At 58.8% G+C, this 13,232-nt stretch carries 15 protein-coding genes; 7 read left to right on the top strand and 8 right to left on the bottom strand.

All coding sequences use genetic code 11. From position 1 onward, the window contains the following. Positions 1 to 9 precede the first annotated feature (9 nt). Together osmW and osmV are read left to right on the top strand one after the other, a co-directional pair. The gene (gene osmW / locus HFD92_RS02040; protein ID WP_167428181.1) at positions 10 to 657 is read left to right on the top strand and encodes an osmoprotectant ABC transporter permease OsmW; all 648 of its coding nucleotides are present in this window, start codon (positions 10 to 12) and stop codon (positions 655 to 657) included. Next, a complete protein-coding gene (osmV, locus tag HFD92_RS02035) occupies positions 657 to 1,793 on the top strand; it encodes an osmoprotectant ABC transporter ATP-binding protein OsmV (protein ID WP_009090137.1) in 1,137 nt (378 codons plus the stop codon). The genes osmW and osmV overlap by 1 nt, the downstream gene beginning before the upstream one ends. A gap of 267 nt (positions 1,794 to 2,060) precedes the next feature. Here osmV and HFD92_RS02030 read toward each other — a convergent pair whose 3' ends face one another. From HFD92_RS02030 to HFD92_RS02015, 4 genes are all read right to left on the bottom strand, one after another. Then, positions 2,061 to 3,437 (bottom strand): uracil-xanthine permease family protein, encoded by a 1,377-nt coding sequence (locus HFD92_RS02030; protein ID WP_167428180.1) that lies wholly within the window; start codon positions 3,435 to 3,437, stop codon positions 2,061 to 2,063. Positions 3,438 to 3,617: 180 nt separating this feature from the next. Next, positions 3,618 to 4,316 (bottom strand): dethiobiotin synthase, encoded by a 699-nt coding sequence (gene bioD, locus HFD92_RS02025; protein WP_167428179.1) that lies wholly within the window; start codon positions 4,314 to 4,316, stop codon positions 3,618 to 3,620. Between the two features lie 113 nt (positions 4,317 to 4,429). Next, on the bottom strand, positions 4,430 to 5,647 hold the full coding sequence (locus tag HFD92_RS02020) for an ROK family protein (protein ID WP_058957924.1): 1,218 nt from the start codon (positions 5,645 to 5,647) through the stop codon (positions 4,430 to 4,432). A gap of 118 nt (positions 5,648 to 5,765) precedes the next feature. After that, complete coding sequence (locus tag HFD92_RS02015) at positions 5,766 to 6,671, bottom strand: LysR family transcriptional regulator (RefSeq protein WP_167428178.1); 906 nt, start codon at positions 6,669 to 6,671, stop codon at positions 5,766 to 5,768. Positions 6,672 to 6,815: 144 nt separating this feature from the next. Between HFD92_RS02015 and HFD92_RS02010 the strand changes: the two genes are divergently transcribed. From HFD92_RS02010 to HFD92_RS01995, 4 genes are all read left to right on the top strand, one after another. Continuing rightward, complete coding sequence (locus tag HFD92_RS02010; protein ID WP_167431218.1) at positions 6,816 to 8,021, top strand: MFS transporter; 1,206 nt, start codon at positions 6,816 to 6,818, stop codon at positions 8,019 to 8,021. A 178-nt stretch (positions 8,022 to 8,199) separates the two neighbouring features. Continuing rightward, positions 8,200 to 8,460, top strand: a complete 261-nt coding sequence (locus HFD92_RS02005; RefSeq protein WP_009090129.1) for a hypothetical protein — start codon at positions 8,200 to 8,202, stop codon at positions 8,458 to 8,460. 111 nt (positions 8,461 to 8,571) lie between these two features. Then, positions 8,572 to 9,111 carry a cytochrome b561 gene (gene cybB / locus HFD92_RS02000; RefSeq protein ID WP_046101860.1) on the top strand — a complete coding sequence of 180 codons (540 nt, stop codon included), beginning with the start codon at positions 8,572 to 8,574 and terminating at the stop codon, positions 9,109 to 9,111. Between the two features lie 173 nt (positions 9,112 to 9,284). Continuing rightward, on the top strand, positions 9,285 to 10,469 hold the full coding sequence (locus HFD92_RS01995) for a sugar transporter (protein WP_167428176.1): 1,185 nt from the start codon (positions 9,285 to 9,287) through the stop codon (positions 10,467 to 10,469). Positions 10,470 to 10,532: 63 nt separating this feature from the next. Here the strand turns inward: HFD92_RS01995 and HFD92_RS01990 are convergent, their stop codons facing one another. Both HFD92_RS01990 and HFD92_RS01985 read right to left on the bottom strand, forming a co-directional pair. Next, positions 10,533 to 10,790, bottom strand: coding sequence for a DUF1471 domain-containing protein (locus HFD92_RS01990; protein ID WP_046101861.1), 258 nt, complete (start codon positions 10,788 to 10,790; stop codon positions 10,533 to 10,535). A gap of 36 nt (positions 10,791 to 10,826) precedes the next feature. Then, positions 10,827 to 11,084, bottom strand: a complete 258-nt coding sequence (locus tag HFD92_RS01985) for a DUF1471 domain-containing protein (RefSeq protein WP_009090125.1) — start codon at positions 11,082 to 11,084, stop codon at positions 10,827 to 10,829. 308 nt (positions 11,085 to 11,392) lie between these two features. On the opposite strand from HFD92_RS01985, the gene HFD92_RS01980 reads away from it, so the two are divergent. Further along, a complete protein-coding gene (locus tag HFD92_RS01980; RefSeq protein WP_167428175.1) occupies positions 11,393 to 12,043 on the top strand; it encodes a TetR/AcrR family transcriptional regulator in 651 nt (216 codons plus the stop codon). Positions 12,044 to 12,076: 33 nt separating this feature from the next. Here HFD92_RS01980 and rhaM read toward each other — a convergent pair whose 3' ends face one another. Together rhaM and rhaD are read right to left on the bottom strand one after the other, a co-directional pair. After that, positions 12,077 to 12,391 carry an L-rhamnose mutarotase gene (gene rhaM, locus HFD92_RS01975; protein WP_058957921.1) on the bottom strand — a complete coding sequence of 105 codons (315 nt, stop codon included), beginning with the start codon at positions 12,389 to 12,391 and terminating at the stop codon, positions 12,077 to 12,079. Then, positions 12,381 to 13,223: a rhamnulose-1-phosphate aldolase gene (gene rhaD, locus HFD92_RS01970; RefSeq protein WP_033736246.1), complete on the bottom strand. Its 843-nt coding sequence runs from the start codon at positions 13,221 to 13,223 to the stop codon at positions 12,381 to 12,383. The genes rhaM and rhaD overlap by 11 nt, the downstream gene beginning before the upstream one ends. Positions 13,224 to 13,232: the final 9 nt, after the last annotated feature.

Below are 13,232 nucleotides of genomic sequence, written 5' to 3'. Positions count from 1 at the left end.
GGAGGCACTGTGGATACCCTTCACTACATCATGGATAACTGGAATACCCTGCTGACCCTGAGCTGGCAGCACAGCTGGCTGGTGCTGGTCGCGGTCGGACTGGCAATTGTCATTGGCGTGCCGCTCGGCATTCTGATTGTCCGGGTCCGGTGGCTGGCGGCCCCGATTCTCGGCATTGCCACCGTGGTGCTGACCATCCCGACCATTGCGCTATTTGGTCTGATGATCCCGCTCTTTTCAATGATCGGTCAGGGCATCGGTGCGCTGCCCGCCATCACCGCTGTGTTCCTCTATTCTCTGCTGCCGATTGTGCGCAACACGCACACCGCACTGGAGAACCTGCCGGGCGGTCTGCGTGAGGCGGGTCGTGGTATCGGCATGACCTTCTGGCAGCGTCTGCGCTGGGTGGAGATCCCGATGGCGCTGCCGGTCATTTTTGGCGGCATCCGCACCGCCGTGGTGATGAACGTCGGCGTCATGGCGATTGCCGCCGTGATTGGAGCCGGTGGCCTGGGCCAGCTGCTGCTGGATGGCATCAGCGGCAGTGATATTCGCATGTTAATTGCCGGGGCACTGATGATCTGTCTGCTGGCTATTTTTCTTGACTGGCTGCTGCACCGTTTGCAGCAGGCGCTGACTCCTAAGGGGATTCGATAATGATCACGCTGGAAAACCTGACGAAAACCTTTACCCAGAAAAACGGTACCACCAATAAAGCCGTCGATAACGTCAGCCTGCATGTGCCAGCCGGTGAGATGTGCGTCCTGCTGGGGCCATCGGGCTGCGGAAAAACCACCACCTTGAAGATGATTAACCGCCTTATCCCTGCCACCAGTGGCCGGATTCTGATTAATGGCGAAGATACCAGTACGCAGGACACCACCACCCTGCGTCGCAACATCGGCTATGTGATCCAGCAGATTGGACTGTTCCCGAACATGACCATCGAAGAGAACATTACCGTGGTGCCGCGCATGCTGGGCTGGGATAAGAAACAGTGTCACGAGCGCGCGACCGAGCTGATGAGCATGGTGGCGCTGGACCCGACTAAATTCCTGCATCGCTATCCGCGAGAGATGTCCGGCGGTCAGCAGCAGCGCATCGGGGTGATTCGTGCGCTGGCGGCGGATCCACCGGTGCTGCTGATGGATGAGCCTTTCGGGGCGGTTGACCCGATTAACCGTGAAGTCATTCAGAACGAGTTTCTTGATATGCAGCGTCAGCTGAAGAAAACCGTGATGCTGGTGAGTCACGATATCGATGAGGCGCTGAAGCTCGGCGACCGGATTGCGGTGTTTGGTCAGGGTAAGATCGTGCAGTGCGCCAGCCCGGATGAGCTGCTGGCCACACCGGCGAACGATTTCGTCGGCTCGTTTGTCGGTCAGGACCGCACGCTGAAGCGCCTGCTGCTGGTGCAGGCGGGGGACGTCACCGATCAGCAGCCCACCATTACCGTGCGTCGTTCTACGCCGCTGGAGGAAGCCTTTGGCACCATGGATGAGAACGATATGCGCTCGATTACCGTGGTCGATGAGGATGGCAAACCGCTGGGCTTTGTGAAGCGTCGCGAGGCGCGCAACGTCAGCGGCCGCTGTGAAGAGCGCCTGCACACCTTTAAGGTGACCGGCAAAGCGGAAGAGAACCTGCGCGTGGTGCTGTCAAAGCTCTATGAACACAACACGGTCTGGATGCCGATTGTTGATGAGGAGGGTCGCTACAGCGGTGAGATTTCGCAGGATTATATCGCCGACTACCTGAGTTCAGGCCGCACGCGTCGTCGTCTGAATACGTAAACACCTCTGTTGATGAAAGGGCCACACGGCCCTTTTTTGTTACCGCCGACAGGCCCGAATTAAACCGCAATAACGTTGCTTAAGGCGAAGGGAACAGGGTCAGAAGAGGAAAGCGTCCCGCGCCAGGGATGGCGCGGGCCGAGCCTGTCATGGATGACATCTTTTGCGTCTTTCCGATCTGACCCTGTTCCCTGCGCAGGTGCGATCTTACAGCAAGCCGGGCCACAGGCTGGCAACCCGTCCCGCTGGCGGATTCCTCTCAGCCGGTCATCCCTCCGTCAGCGTCTCTGCCTCAACCTCTTCCACCGTCCGCGCCTCATCCGGCAGCACCAGATTCAGCACAATGGCCAGGATGCCACCGGTGGTGACCGCATGTCCAAACAGGCTGCCGATCAGCGGCGGGAACTGCTTCAGCACGTCCGGCACCGCTTCCACACCCAGCCCGATGCCGAAGGCGATGGCGACGATCAGCATCTCGCGGCGACCAAGCGGTGTCTGGGTCATCACCCGGATACCGGCCGCAACCACGCTGCCAAACATCACCACGGTCGCGCCGCCCAGTACCGGCGGTGGGATCTGCTGCAGCAGGGAGCCAACCGCCGGAAAGAGCCCCAGCAGCGCCAGCATAATGCCAAGCAGCATCCCCACGTAGCGGCTGGCAACGCCGGTCATCTGGATGACACCGTTATTCTGCGCGAAGGTGGTGTTAGGAAAGGCCGAAAAAACCGCGGCCAGCACGCAGCTCAGGCCATCGGCGACGATACCGCCCTGCAACCGCTGCTGGAAAGGCTTACCGATGATCGGCTGCTGTGAAATCAGACAGTTGGCCGTCAGATCGCCCACCGCTTCAATCACCGCGATGACAGATACCAGCGCGATAGGCAGAAAGATGGTCCAGTCGAAGGCGAAACCAAAGCGGAAAAAGGCCGGCAGCACCAGCCAGCTGCTCTCCGGCGCAGCCTTCAGCTGCAGATGGCCGGTTAACGCCGCCGCCACACACCCCACGGCGATACCCGCGACCACGGCTACCAGCCGCGCCCAGCGGTTTCGCGAGCGGTTCAGCGCCACAATCACCAGCAGCGTCAGCGCACCCAGCGCCAGATTTCCCGGCGCGCCAAAGTCCGTGGCATTGTGACCGCCCGCCCAGTCGGTGATGCTCACTTTGATCAGGCTGATACCAATCAGCGTAATCACTGTGCCGGTGACGACCGGCGTCAGCACCTTGCGCAGCGCGCCGACGCAGCGGCTGATGACCACCGGGATCAGTGCCGCCACCAGGTTGCAGCCAAACAGCATCGCCAGAATCTCTTCAGGTGAACCGCCACGCCCCTTGATCATTAACCCACCCGACAGGATCACCCCCAGAAACGCAAAGCTGGTGCCCTGCAGACAGATCATCCCGGCACCGACGCCATAAAAGCGCCGGGCCTGCATAAAGGTGCCCAGACCGGAAACAAACAGGGACATGCTGATCAGATAAGGAATATAGGCCTGCAGTCCCAGCACCGAACCGATAATCAGCGGCGGGGTAATAATGCCGACGACGCTGGCAAGCAGATGCTGCAGTGCGGCAAAGAATGCCGGTACGGGACCAATGCGGGCTTCAAGCCCATATAACAAACCTTTCTCGTGCGAGTGCGACATGGTGGTGCTCCAGCTCTGTGTGGTTAGCGGAGTTAATGCATTTTCTGCGCCATCACGTCGGGGATTTGCGGTTAACGATCCAGGTCATTCAAATATAAGCGGAAATAGTTGCAGGAAACGGGTCGCGAGCCTGAAACTTTAGGCTCACGACCCGCTCAGATGACTTGTTTTGTTTCATTATCAGGCGATCTTTGCACTCACAGCGTGCAGATCGGGCTGCTCCAGCAGAGAAATATCGATCCAGGAGGTCAGATCGCGCTGTTCAGGACGGGGCAGATAAGGAAGTTCACCCAGCAGCGGTGCCGCAATCTTTTCACGCAGCACCTCAATGATGTCACTGTAGTGCGCCAGCCCCGGATTGACGCGGTTAGCCACCCAGCCCACCAGCGGCAGGCCATCGTGCGCGATGGCTTCCGCGGTCAGCAGCGCATGACTGATGCAGCCCGACTGGATACCGACCACCAGCACAACCGGCAACTGCTGTTCTGCAACCCAGCGCGAGAGCGGACGTCCGTCGTTCATCAGACTGCGCCAGCCGCCGGTGCCCTCCACCACCACCTGTTCGGCCTGCTGCGTCAGATGTGTCAGACCCTGAGTCAGCCGGGAATAGTCGATCATCTGGCTGGGGTGGGTACAGATCTCCTCCTCCTCAAACACCAGCGGATTAATCGCCTCATAAGGCAGGTCGATGGATGAAGCGCTTCGCAGAACCTGTGCATCTTTGTTACGCAGGCCATCAGCGGTTTTGACCGCGCAGCGCGCGACAGGCTTATAGCCGACGGCACTGACGTTGCTCTGAATAAAACATTGCAAAAGGGCGCGGGACACCACCGTTTTGCCTGTAGCCGTATCGGTGCCGGTAACAAATAGTCTGTTCACTCCACTTCTCCTCTCAAAGCGTTGCGGCTAATCGGTGATTAGCTCTGCTGCGAAACGGCATTTTAAGGAATCCAGAATGAGAACAGATTGCGTTAGCGCAAGTTCAGGCCCGCTTAACCTTGCAACAGTTTCACTAACAGGTGTCCGTTATAGAGAGCGTCTTTGATCAGCGCGGCGGCACCGAGTGTGCCCGGTTCGCTGAATTCGGTGGGAGCCAGCTGAATCCCCGCACTGTAGGCAGGCAGGGACTGCTGCAGAATCGTGTTGCTCACCGCCGGAAACAGCACCTCTGCCGCCGCATTCAGCGGAGAACCGATAAGAATATGTTGTGGATTAAAAATATTAACCATCATCGCCAGAATCCGGCCTGCGTGATGACCGACGCTGGCGATGGTGTCGCGCGCCAGGCGATCGCCCGACAGGGCGGCCTCACATAATGACGACAGCGTCAGCTCCTGACGATTAAGCAGGCTGTCGGGCTGGGCCGCCAGACGCTGCGCCGCCAGCGCCAGCAGACTGCCGGTACTGGCTACCGTCTCCAGACAGCCGTGATTGCCGCAGTAGCACTGCTGACCATAAGGATCGATTTGCGTATGGCCGATCTCGACCAGCGCCCGCCCCCGCTTATGCAGCAGCTGGCCGCCGCTAATCACCCCGGCGCCGACCGTTTCATCGATCACGATCTGAATCACATCCTGCGCGCCGCGCGAAGCGCCGAACAGCGACTCCGCCAGTGTCCAGGCGGAGATATCGTGCTGCACAAACACCGGCAATCCCGTGTGCGCCTCCAGCGCATCGCCCAGCGGCATATCACGCACCTGATAGCCCGGCAGCCGATGCACCACGCCTGACGCGGCGTTAATCAGCCCCGGCAGCGTGATGGCGATGGCCGTCAGACGCTCCAGCTTTTTCTGATGACGGATAAAGAAGGCATCCACCTGTTCAATCAGGGCGGTCAGCAGCGGCTGAGCGGATTCATCGGGCAGCGGCAGGCTCTCTTCGGCCAGCGCCTGACTGCTGAGATCGCGCAGCGTAAAGGTCATGGCACCGCGATGCAGACGAATGGCCAGATAGTGCCAGGCCACCGTGTCCAGAATCAGGCCGATGGCCGGACGGCCACGACTGCCGGGTTCCTGAAACTCCGTCTCCTGCACCAGATGCGCGTCCAGCATTTCACGCACAATTTTTGTGATGCTGGCTGGCGCAAGCTGGGCACGGCGGGAAAGTTCGATACGCGAAATGGGACCATAACGGTCAATCAGCTGATATACGACACCTGCATTGGTCTGCTTGATCTGGTCAATATGGCCAGGTTGACTGTCCGGATTCACAACCCTGCTCCCGGTTATTTTCGCGCTTCTAAATAAACATGCGCCATGGTGAGGCAGATCAGGCAACAGCGTCAAATATTTGATTAGAAATGTGATTTATCGCACATATTGGCCTCTGTCAGGGTGCGCTTCCGGGCCGGTTCTCCCGCAGTAGCGCCATCATATTCGCCATCGGTGCGGTGATTTCGCGGCTGGCTGACCAGACCAGCCACAGCTCTGAAATGGCATCCTCTTCCGTCAGCGGCAGCCAGACCAGATCGGCCAGCTGCGCCCGGCGGAAGGAGGCGGGCAGAATGGAGACGCCAAGACCGGTTGCCACCAGCCCCAGAATGGTCATCGCTTCCCCCACTTCCTGGGTGATATAGGGCTGGATCTGATAGCGATGCAGCAGCGCCAGGATATCGCTGTAGAGCGCAGTTCCGCCCTGCGCATCAAAGAAGACGAAGGGTTCGGCGGCCAGCGCGGTGACGGAGATCGCGCCGGCATCCGCCAGCGGATGCGCTTTGTGCACCACCGCACACAGCGGCTCGCTCATCAGCAGCTGATGCGCGAGATCGGCGGGCAGCGGCGTGTTGCGCATCACGCCAAGATCGAGCCGCCCCTCATGCAGCGGGGCCAGCTGCTGGCGGGTATTAATTTCCTGCATCTGAATATGCACCTGCGGCCAGCGCTGGCGAAAGCGAAACAGCGCGTCGGAGACCACCGCGGTAAAAGGCGCCGAGGAGGTGAAACCGATTCGCAGCCCGCCCTCTTCTCCCCGATGCAGCCGGGCTGCCCGGTCGGCCGCCTGCTCAACCTGCAGCAGGATGGCGCGGGCATCGTTCAGCAATTGCTGTCCGGCAGCGGTCAGCTGAACGCTGCGGTTGGTCCGGTTAAAGAGTCGGGCCCCGGTTTCTGCCTCCAGTTGCAGTATCTGCTGACTGAGTGGCGGCTGGGAGATGTTCAGCCGCCGGGCCGCGCGCCCGAAATGGAGCTCCTCGGCCACCGCAATAAAGTAGCGCAGGTGACGCAACTCAATATTCATATCTGAAACGTCTCATTTAAGATTATTAATATATTAGACATCATAATGATGCCTGCCTAAGCTGACGACAGGTTTTTTACTCTTAAAGGAAAGTGTGTGAGTCACTCAACAGAGGCCGCCGCGGTAAATGAAGAGGCGGGTTGTATGCCTTCAGAACCGGTGGCTGCGTCAGGTTATATCCGTCGGGGTTCGCGGCAGTTTATGCGCGTGACGCTGGCGCTCTTCTCCGCCGGTCTGGCGACCTTTGCCCTGCTCTATTGTGTCCAGCCGATCCTGCCGGTGCTCTCGCATCAGTTTGGCATCTCACCGGCAACCAGCAGCCTGTCACTCTCTATCTCAACCGGCCTGATGGCGCTGGGCCTGCTGGTGACCGGGCCGCTTTCGGATGCTGTCGGCCGCAAATCGGTGATGGTAACAGCCCTGATGCTGGCCGCCATCTGCACGCTGATCTCAGCCACCATGAGCAGCTGGCACGGCATTCTGATCATGCGGGCGCTGATGGGGCTGTCGCTCAGCGGGGTGGCGGCGGTGGGCATGACCTACCTCAGCGAGGAGATGGATGCGCGGGTCGTCGCCTTCTCTATGGGGCTCTATATCAGCGGAAACTCTATCGGCGGCATGAGCGGGCGTCTGCTGAGCGGTGTGCTGACCGACCTCTTCTCATGGCGGATCGCCGTGGCGGTGATTGGCCTGTTTTCGCTGGCTTCGGCGCTGATGTTCTGGAAGATCCTTCCCGCGTCACGTCATTTTCGCCCCATCACGCTGCGTCCGCGCAACCTGCTGATTAACTTCCGGCTGCACTGGCGCGATCCCGGCCTGCCCTGGCTGTTTGCCGAAGGGTTCCTGCTGATGGGTGCCTTTGTCACGCTGTTTAACTACATCGGCTACCGGCTGCTGGATGCCCCCTGGCATCTGAGTCAGGCCGTGGTCGGGTTGTTGTCGGTGGTCTATCTCACCGGCTCGTGGAGTTCGCCGAAAGCGGGTGCGCTGACCAGCCGGCTGGGACGGGGACCGGTGATGCTGGGTGCGACCGCCATTATGCTGCTGGGACTGCTGATCACGGCGTTCAACTCGCTCTGGCTGATCCTGCCGGGGATGATGCTGTTCACCGCTGGCTTCTTTGCCGCCCATGCGGTTGCCAGTGGCTGGATTGGCCCGCGCGCACGCCGGGCGCGGGGCCAGGCCTCATCGCTTTATCTGTTCAGCTACTACGTGGGTTCCAGCGTCGCCGGGACGCTGGGCGGTCTGTTCTGGCATAACTTTGGCTGGCACGGCATCACGCTGTTTATCAGCACCCTGCTGCTGCTGGCGTTGCTGGTGGCCTGGCATCTGCACCGCAAAAAGCTCTGATTTCCCTCTTCTGCCAGGCCCGGATGGCCTCACCAGGCCTGGCAGCACCACACGCTGACTGTCGCTCATCCTCTTCCCTGAAAATCCCCCGCGAAAAAACACCACAATTCCCGCTATAATCGGTTTTATTGAATCATTTCATCTGCTTTGCCTCTTAACACGGCAACAAGGAACGCCTGTGGCTCTCTACTACTACGTCAATAAACAATCGGGATATAACGATAATCATGTGGTGCATGCCGCTGGCTGCCCGCATCTTCCCGACATGGAAAACCGACTGTTTCTGGGCAGTTTTTATCACGTCAATGCCGCCATTCTTCAGGCAAAAAAATATTACGTGGGAGCTATCGGCTGTGAGAACTGCTGCCCGATTAATGCCAGCCACCTGCCGGAGACGCCGCTCAGCGTCGCCCAGAAACATACGCCGGGGTCACGCTAAGCTGTCGGAGGGTGTCGGCGTGAAATTTACCTACCGCTGCGCTAATTTGTTAAGCATCAGCGCCGTTTTCCGTTATGTTACTCTTCCTGACTCTTTTTGATGGAAAGCACGATGCGGGATAAGTTTGCGCGTTCTCAGATCGCCCTTCACTGGCTGACCTTTTTACTGGTCGTAACAGCCTACGCCACCATTGAGCTGCGCGGCTTTGTGCAGCGCGGCTCCTGGCAGGGGTACGCCATGATCATCACCCACTTCAGCGCAGGTGCGACCGTTCTGGTGCTGATGATCGCCCGCCTGTTTCTGCGTACCCGTCATCGCACGCCGCCCATTACGCCAGCCGCGCCGCGCTGGCAGACCGGGGTGGCTCATCTGACGCACACCCTGATCTATGCCCTGTTTATCACCCTGCCGATCCTCGGCCTGTCGTCGCGCTATCTTAAGGGGCGGGAGTGGTGGCTGTTTGGCATCAGCATGCCGGTTGCACCGGAGCCCAATTTTGACCTGGCGGATACGCTGATCGACTGGCATGAAACCCTGGCACCGCTGGGATACTGGCTGATCGGGCTGCATGCGGCGGCGGCGCTGTTTCATCACTATCTGCTCAAAGACAATACCCTGCTGCGCATGATGCCGCCTCGCCGCGGTCAGTAATCTCATCCCGTCGCCCCTGAACGGGGCGATAAAAAAATTTCCGCCTTAAAAGCCGGTTATCAGGTTTCGCTTCCCGCTTTATTCACTACAATGGTCTGTAATTTGTGACGCAGGTCACTTTCGCTGGATGTCTGCCACATCCGAATTCGCTGTACTGACAGATTTGACACCTCATGCAACCAACAACTGTTTCACGTAAAACTGCCTGGCTACGCGTGGTCTTGCTGGCCATCGCGGCTTTTGTATTTAATACCACCGAATTTGTACCGGTGGGTCTCCTTTCGGACATCGCGGCTGACTTTTCCATGCAGACGGCGGATGTCGGGATCATGCTGACGATCTACGCCTGGGTGGTCGCGCTGCTGTCACTGCCGCTGATGCTGCTGACACGCAACGTGGAGCGGCGACTGCTGCTGGGAGTGCTGTTTACGATCTTTATCGTCAGTCACGTTCTGTCGACCTTCGCCTGGGACTTTCGGTCGCTGATGGTTTCACGCGTCGGCATCGCCCTCTCTCACGCGGTGTTCTGGTCGATCACGGCTTCACTGGCTATTCGCGTGGCCCCGGCCGGAAAGAAAACGCAGGCGCTGAGTATGCTGGCGACCGGAACCGCACTGGCCATGGTGCTGGGGGTGCCGATTGGCCGTGTGGTGGGTCAGTATCTTGGCTGGCGAACCACCTTCGGCGCGATTGGCCTGTCGGCACTGGTACTGATGATCATGCTGGTACGGATACTGCCGCGTCTGCCCAGTGAACACACCGGCTCACTGAGCAGCGTGCCGATGCTGTTTCGCCGTCCGGCGCTGGTCAGCATGTATCTGCTGGTGACCATTGTGGTGACCGCGCACTATACGGCCTACAGCTACATCGAACCCTTTATGCAGAGCGTGGCGCAATCCAGCGGCAATTTCACCACCCTGCTGCTGCTGCTGTTTGGCTCTGCGGGTATTCTGGGCAGCGTGCTGTTCAGCACCCTGGGCAATAAATTCCCTTCCGCGCTGCTGATTGCCGCGATTGCGCTGATTACCCTCTGCATGGGACTGCTGATCTTTGCTGCGGTTCGTCCGACGGCGATCGCTATCCTGTGCATCCTCTGGGGCATGGCGATGATGATGATTGGACTGGGTATGCAGGTGCGGGTGCTGTCTCTGGCGCCGGATGCAACGGATGTGGCAATGTCACTCATGTCCGGCATCTACAATATCGGCATAGGCGCAGGCGCGCTGCTGGGAAGCCAGGTCAGTCTCTATCTGAATATGTCGGAAGTCGGGAACGTCGGGGGGATGATCGGTCTGGTGGCGTTACTGTGGTGTGTCTATATTTTCCGCCGTTATCCTCAGCTTCGCAGTAATGGCTAAGACCGGCGCGAAGAGGATAAAAAAAAGGCTTCAGATAATCAGGTTATCTGAAGCCTGTTTCTCTTATTTATAGAGAATGGCGGTGCCATGCAGGTTGTTGCTGCCAGAGGTCGAAGTGATGCGGAAAGACTTTGCTCCGGCATCGCTGGCCTTTTCTGACAGTTGCTGCTCAAGCGAGGTCAGATTGCTGCTCCCCGTCGCGCTGATGACGCCCACGCGTTGCTGATCAAGAGGCGTGCTGCTCACCTGCTGCGCCGCCACGCTGGTGAACGAGAGGCCGCTGAGCAGGGCCGCGGCCACTATCATGCTGATACGTTTCATAACGAACCCCTTCTTCATTTTCTGCCGGATGCCCGGTTACTGATAAATCACCGCCGTGCCGTGCAGTTTGTTCTGACCGCTGGTTGAGGTGATGCGGAACGATTTCGCACCGGCTTCATCCGCTTTGGCGTTGAGCTGCGCTTCGACTGAACTCAGGTTGGTGCCGCCCAGCACAGAGATGGTGCCGACAGGCTGCTGATTAGCCGGTTCGCTGGTAACCAGGTCAGCGGCAGACGCGCCAAAAGTCAGTGTGGTGAGTGCCAGAACAGCCAGGGTAGTTTTGATGGTTTTCATAATCTTCTCTCTTTTCAGTGATCGTGTTCAGTGGGTCTGAAATCGGTTGTCGCTATTTAATTAACGACCGTTAAATAAATGATAGACCCCGATCAGGCTGGCCGTCAATATTTATTTAATGAGCGTTATTTTAATCGCGAAGTGGCGTGATTATGGGCTTCAGCCCCTTTTCTGACTTAACCATAGGGGCGATAAAACCGGGCTGGCGCACAAAATGGCAACCCCGGAGGACGGCCTGCCTCTCCGCCCTTGCACATTTTTATAATGATCGGTAATTTAATAGAGTGTTCCCCAGTCAGAGAGGATGTATGAGTCAGGTTCAGGATTGCGATACCCGGAAATGTCGTGGCCGTCCCAAAGTGTTCGATCGTGAAGCCGCGCTCGATAAGGCACTGACCCTGTTCTGGACCCACGGGTACGAAGGCACCTCGCTCGCCGATCTGGTGGCCGCTACCGGTGCTAAAGCGCCGACGCTCTATGCGGAGTTCATCAATAAAGAGGGATTGTTCCGCGCCGCGATGGAGCGCTATGTTGAGAAATTCAGCGCCTGGCGTGACGCGGCCCTGGGCGATGATAAGCTGGCGGTTTCAGAGGCGGTTGAGGCCTATTTCCGCGCTACCGCGGCCTGCTTTACCGAACGCGATTCGCCCGGCGGCTGCTTCTTTATCTGCACCTCAAGCGCCCTGTCGGCGGCTTCCGCGGATATTGCGGCCATGCTGCAAGAGCAGCATCAGTCACAGGAGCAGGTTTTAAAGGATTTCCTCTGCTCGCGTCAGCAGCGTGGTGAACTGGGAGAGTCAGTGGACATTGCTGCGCTGTCGCGCTATCTGAGCTGTCTGCTTCAGGGCATGTCAGTGCGGGCGCGGGAGGGTGCGGAGCGCGCAGACCTGGAGAGTATTATCGATACGCTGATGGCGATGTGGCCTACCCTGACAGGACTGTGTCAGGCTCAGCGGTAAGATTCAGGGCGGGATTCCCGCCCTGTTGCACGTTCAGCTGAGAAAGAAGACCGGCCGGAGCGGCTGACTGACGGGACTGTTGTCCGCATGAGAGGGCATCAGATCCTTCATGGAGGCCCACCAGCGCTGACAGACTGCCGTTTGCGCCACCGCGTTCCAGCGCGCTTCCGATTCAATTTCAACGCTGGCAAAGAGCAGATGCCGCTCCTCATCCAGCCAGATGGCATAATTACGGGCACCATGTGCTTTCAGCGTTTCAGCCAGTTCGGGCCAGATGGGTGAGTGACGACGCTCATACTCCGCATGACAATCCGGATTGACCTGCATCACAAAGGCTTTACGCAACATGGGCAGGCCCCGCATCCAGTGCCGGTTGCCAGGGCGTGACACCAAAACGTTTACCCAGCGCGACCAGCTGTTCTGTGGTGATGCTCTGACGTATCCCGCCCATCGACAGCACCTTAACCATCACTTCAGATGATTTCTCGGCGGTGTCAATCAGCCCAAACGTCTCATCAAGCGTCGGGCCGGTGCCAAAGACGCCGTGGAACGGCCACATCACCAGCGTGTGCGACTGCATCTGCGCCGCCGTCGCGGCGCCGATCTCATCGGTGCCGGGCACCATCCAGGGCAACACGCCCACGCCATCAGGGAAGACCACCAGACACTCGGTGCTCCCCTCCCACAGCAGGCGGGTAAAGCGCGCCGACTCCATCTCAACCACATAACTCAGGGCCATAAAGTGGGTGGCATGACAGTGCATAATCACCCGATCTCTGCCGCCGCTGACTGCCTTGCGCACCGCATGCGACTGAAAATGTGACGCCAGCTCGGAGGTCGGCAGCCCGCCATTGACCAGCCCCCAGTGAATTTTGCAGGAGAGCCCCTGGCTGTCGACCTGCAGCAGTGCCAGGCAGTCCGCGGGGTCCAGCTGAACGTTGCGCATAAATTTTCCCGACCCGGTCACCAGAAACCAGTCGTTTGCCAGCGCCGGGGCGGGCTGACTCAGCTCGAAACAGCGAGGCTCCTGGCAGAAATCAGCCCTGAAGGGGCTCACCTCCTCCTCACTCAGCCGCAGGCTGACGTTGCCACCATTGCGTTCATCCCATCCCTTCAGCCACATGTCGCTGGTTGCCTTAACCATTCCCTTTACAAACTCTGAAGCAAGAATGCTTTGCATAATGAAATC

It is taken from the genome of Pantoea sp. EKM101V, assembly GCF_011800325.1.
GTDB classification, from domain to species: domain Bacteria; phylum Pseudomonadota; class Gammaproteobacteria; order Enterobacterales; family Enterobacteriaceae; genus Pantoea; species Pantoea anthophila.
This window is presented reverse-complemented; position numbering and strand designations above follow the sequence as displayed.

Bases quoted from the DNA above. Each gene is read 5' to 3' on its own strand.
- rhaD (WP_033736246.1), bottom strand. From the start codon at position 13,223: ATGCAAAGCATTCTTGCTTCAGAGTTTGTAAAGGGAATGGTTAAGGCA.
- HFD92_RS01995 (WP_167428176.1), top strand. From the start codon at position 9,285: ATGCAACCAACAACTGTTTCACGTAAAACTGCCTGGCTACGCGTGGTC.
- HFD92_RS01985 (WP_009090125.1), bottom strand. From the start codon at position 11,084: ATGAAAACCATCAAAACTACCCTGGCTGTTCTGGCACTCACCACACTG.
- HFD92_RS01990 (WP_046101861.1), bottom strand. From the start codon at position 10,790: ATGAAACGTATCAGCATGATAGTGGCCGCGGCCCTGCTCAGCGGCCTC.
- HFD92_RS01980 (WP_167428175.1), top strand. From the start codon at position 11,393: ATGAGTCAGGTTCAGGATTGCGATACCCGGAAATGTCGTGGCCGTCCC.
- rhaM (WP_058957921.1), bottom strand. From the start codon at position 12,391: ATGTTGCGTAAAGCCTTTGTGATGCAGGTCAATCCGGATTGTCATGCG.
- cybB (WP_046101860.1), top strand. From the start codon at position 8,572: ATGCGGGATAAGTTTGCGCGTTCTCAGATCGCCCTTCACTGGCTGACC.
- HFD92_RS02010 (WP_167431218.1), top strand. From the start codon at position 6,816: ATGCCTTCAGAACCGGTGGCTGCGTCAGGTTATATCCGTCGGGGTTCG.
- HFD92_RS02015 (WP_167428178.1), bottom strand. From the start codon at position 6,671: ATGAATATTGAGTTGCGTCACCTGCGCTACTTTATTGCGGTGGCCGAG.
- HFD92_RS02030 (WP_167428180.1), bottom strand. From the start codon at position 3,437: ATGTCGCACTCGCACGAGAAAGGTTTGTTATATGGGCTTGAAGCCCGC.
- osmV (WP_009090137.1), top strand. From the start codon at position 657: ATGATCACGCTGGAAAACCTGACGAAAACCTTTACCCAGAAAAACGGT.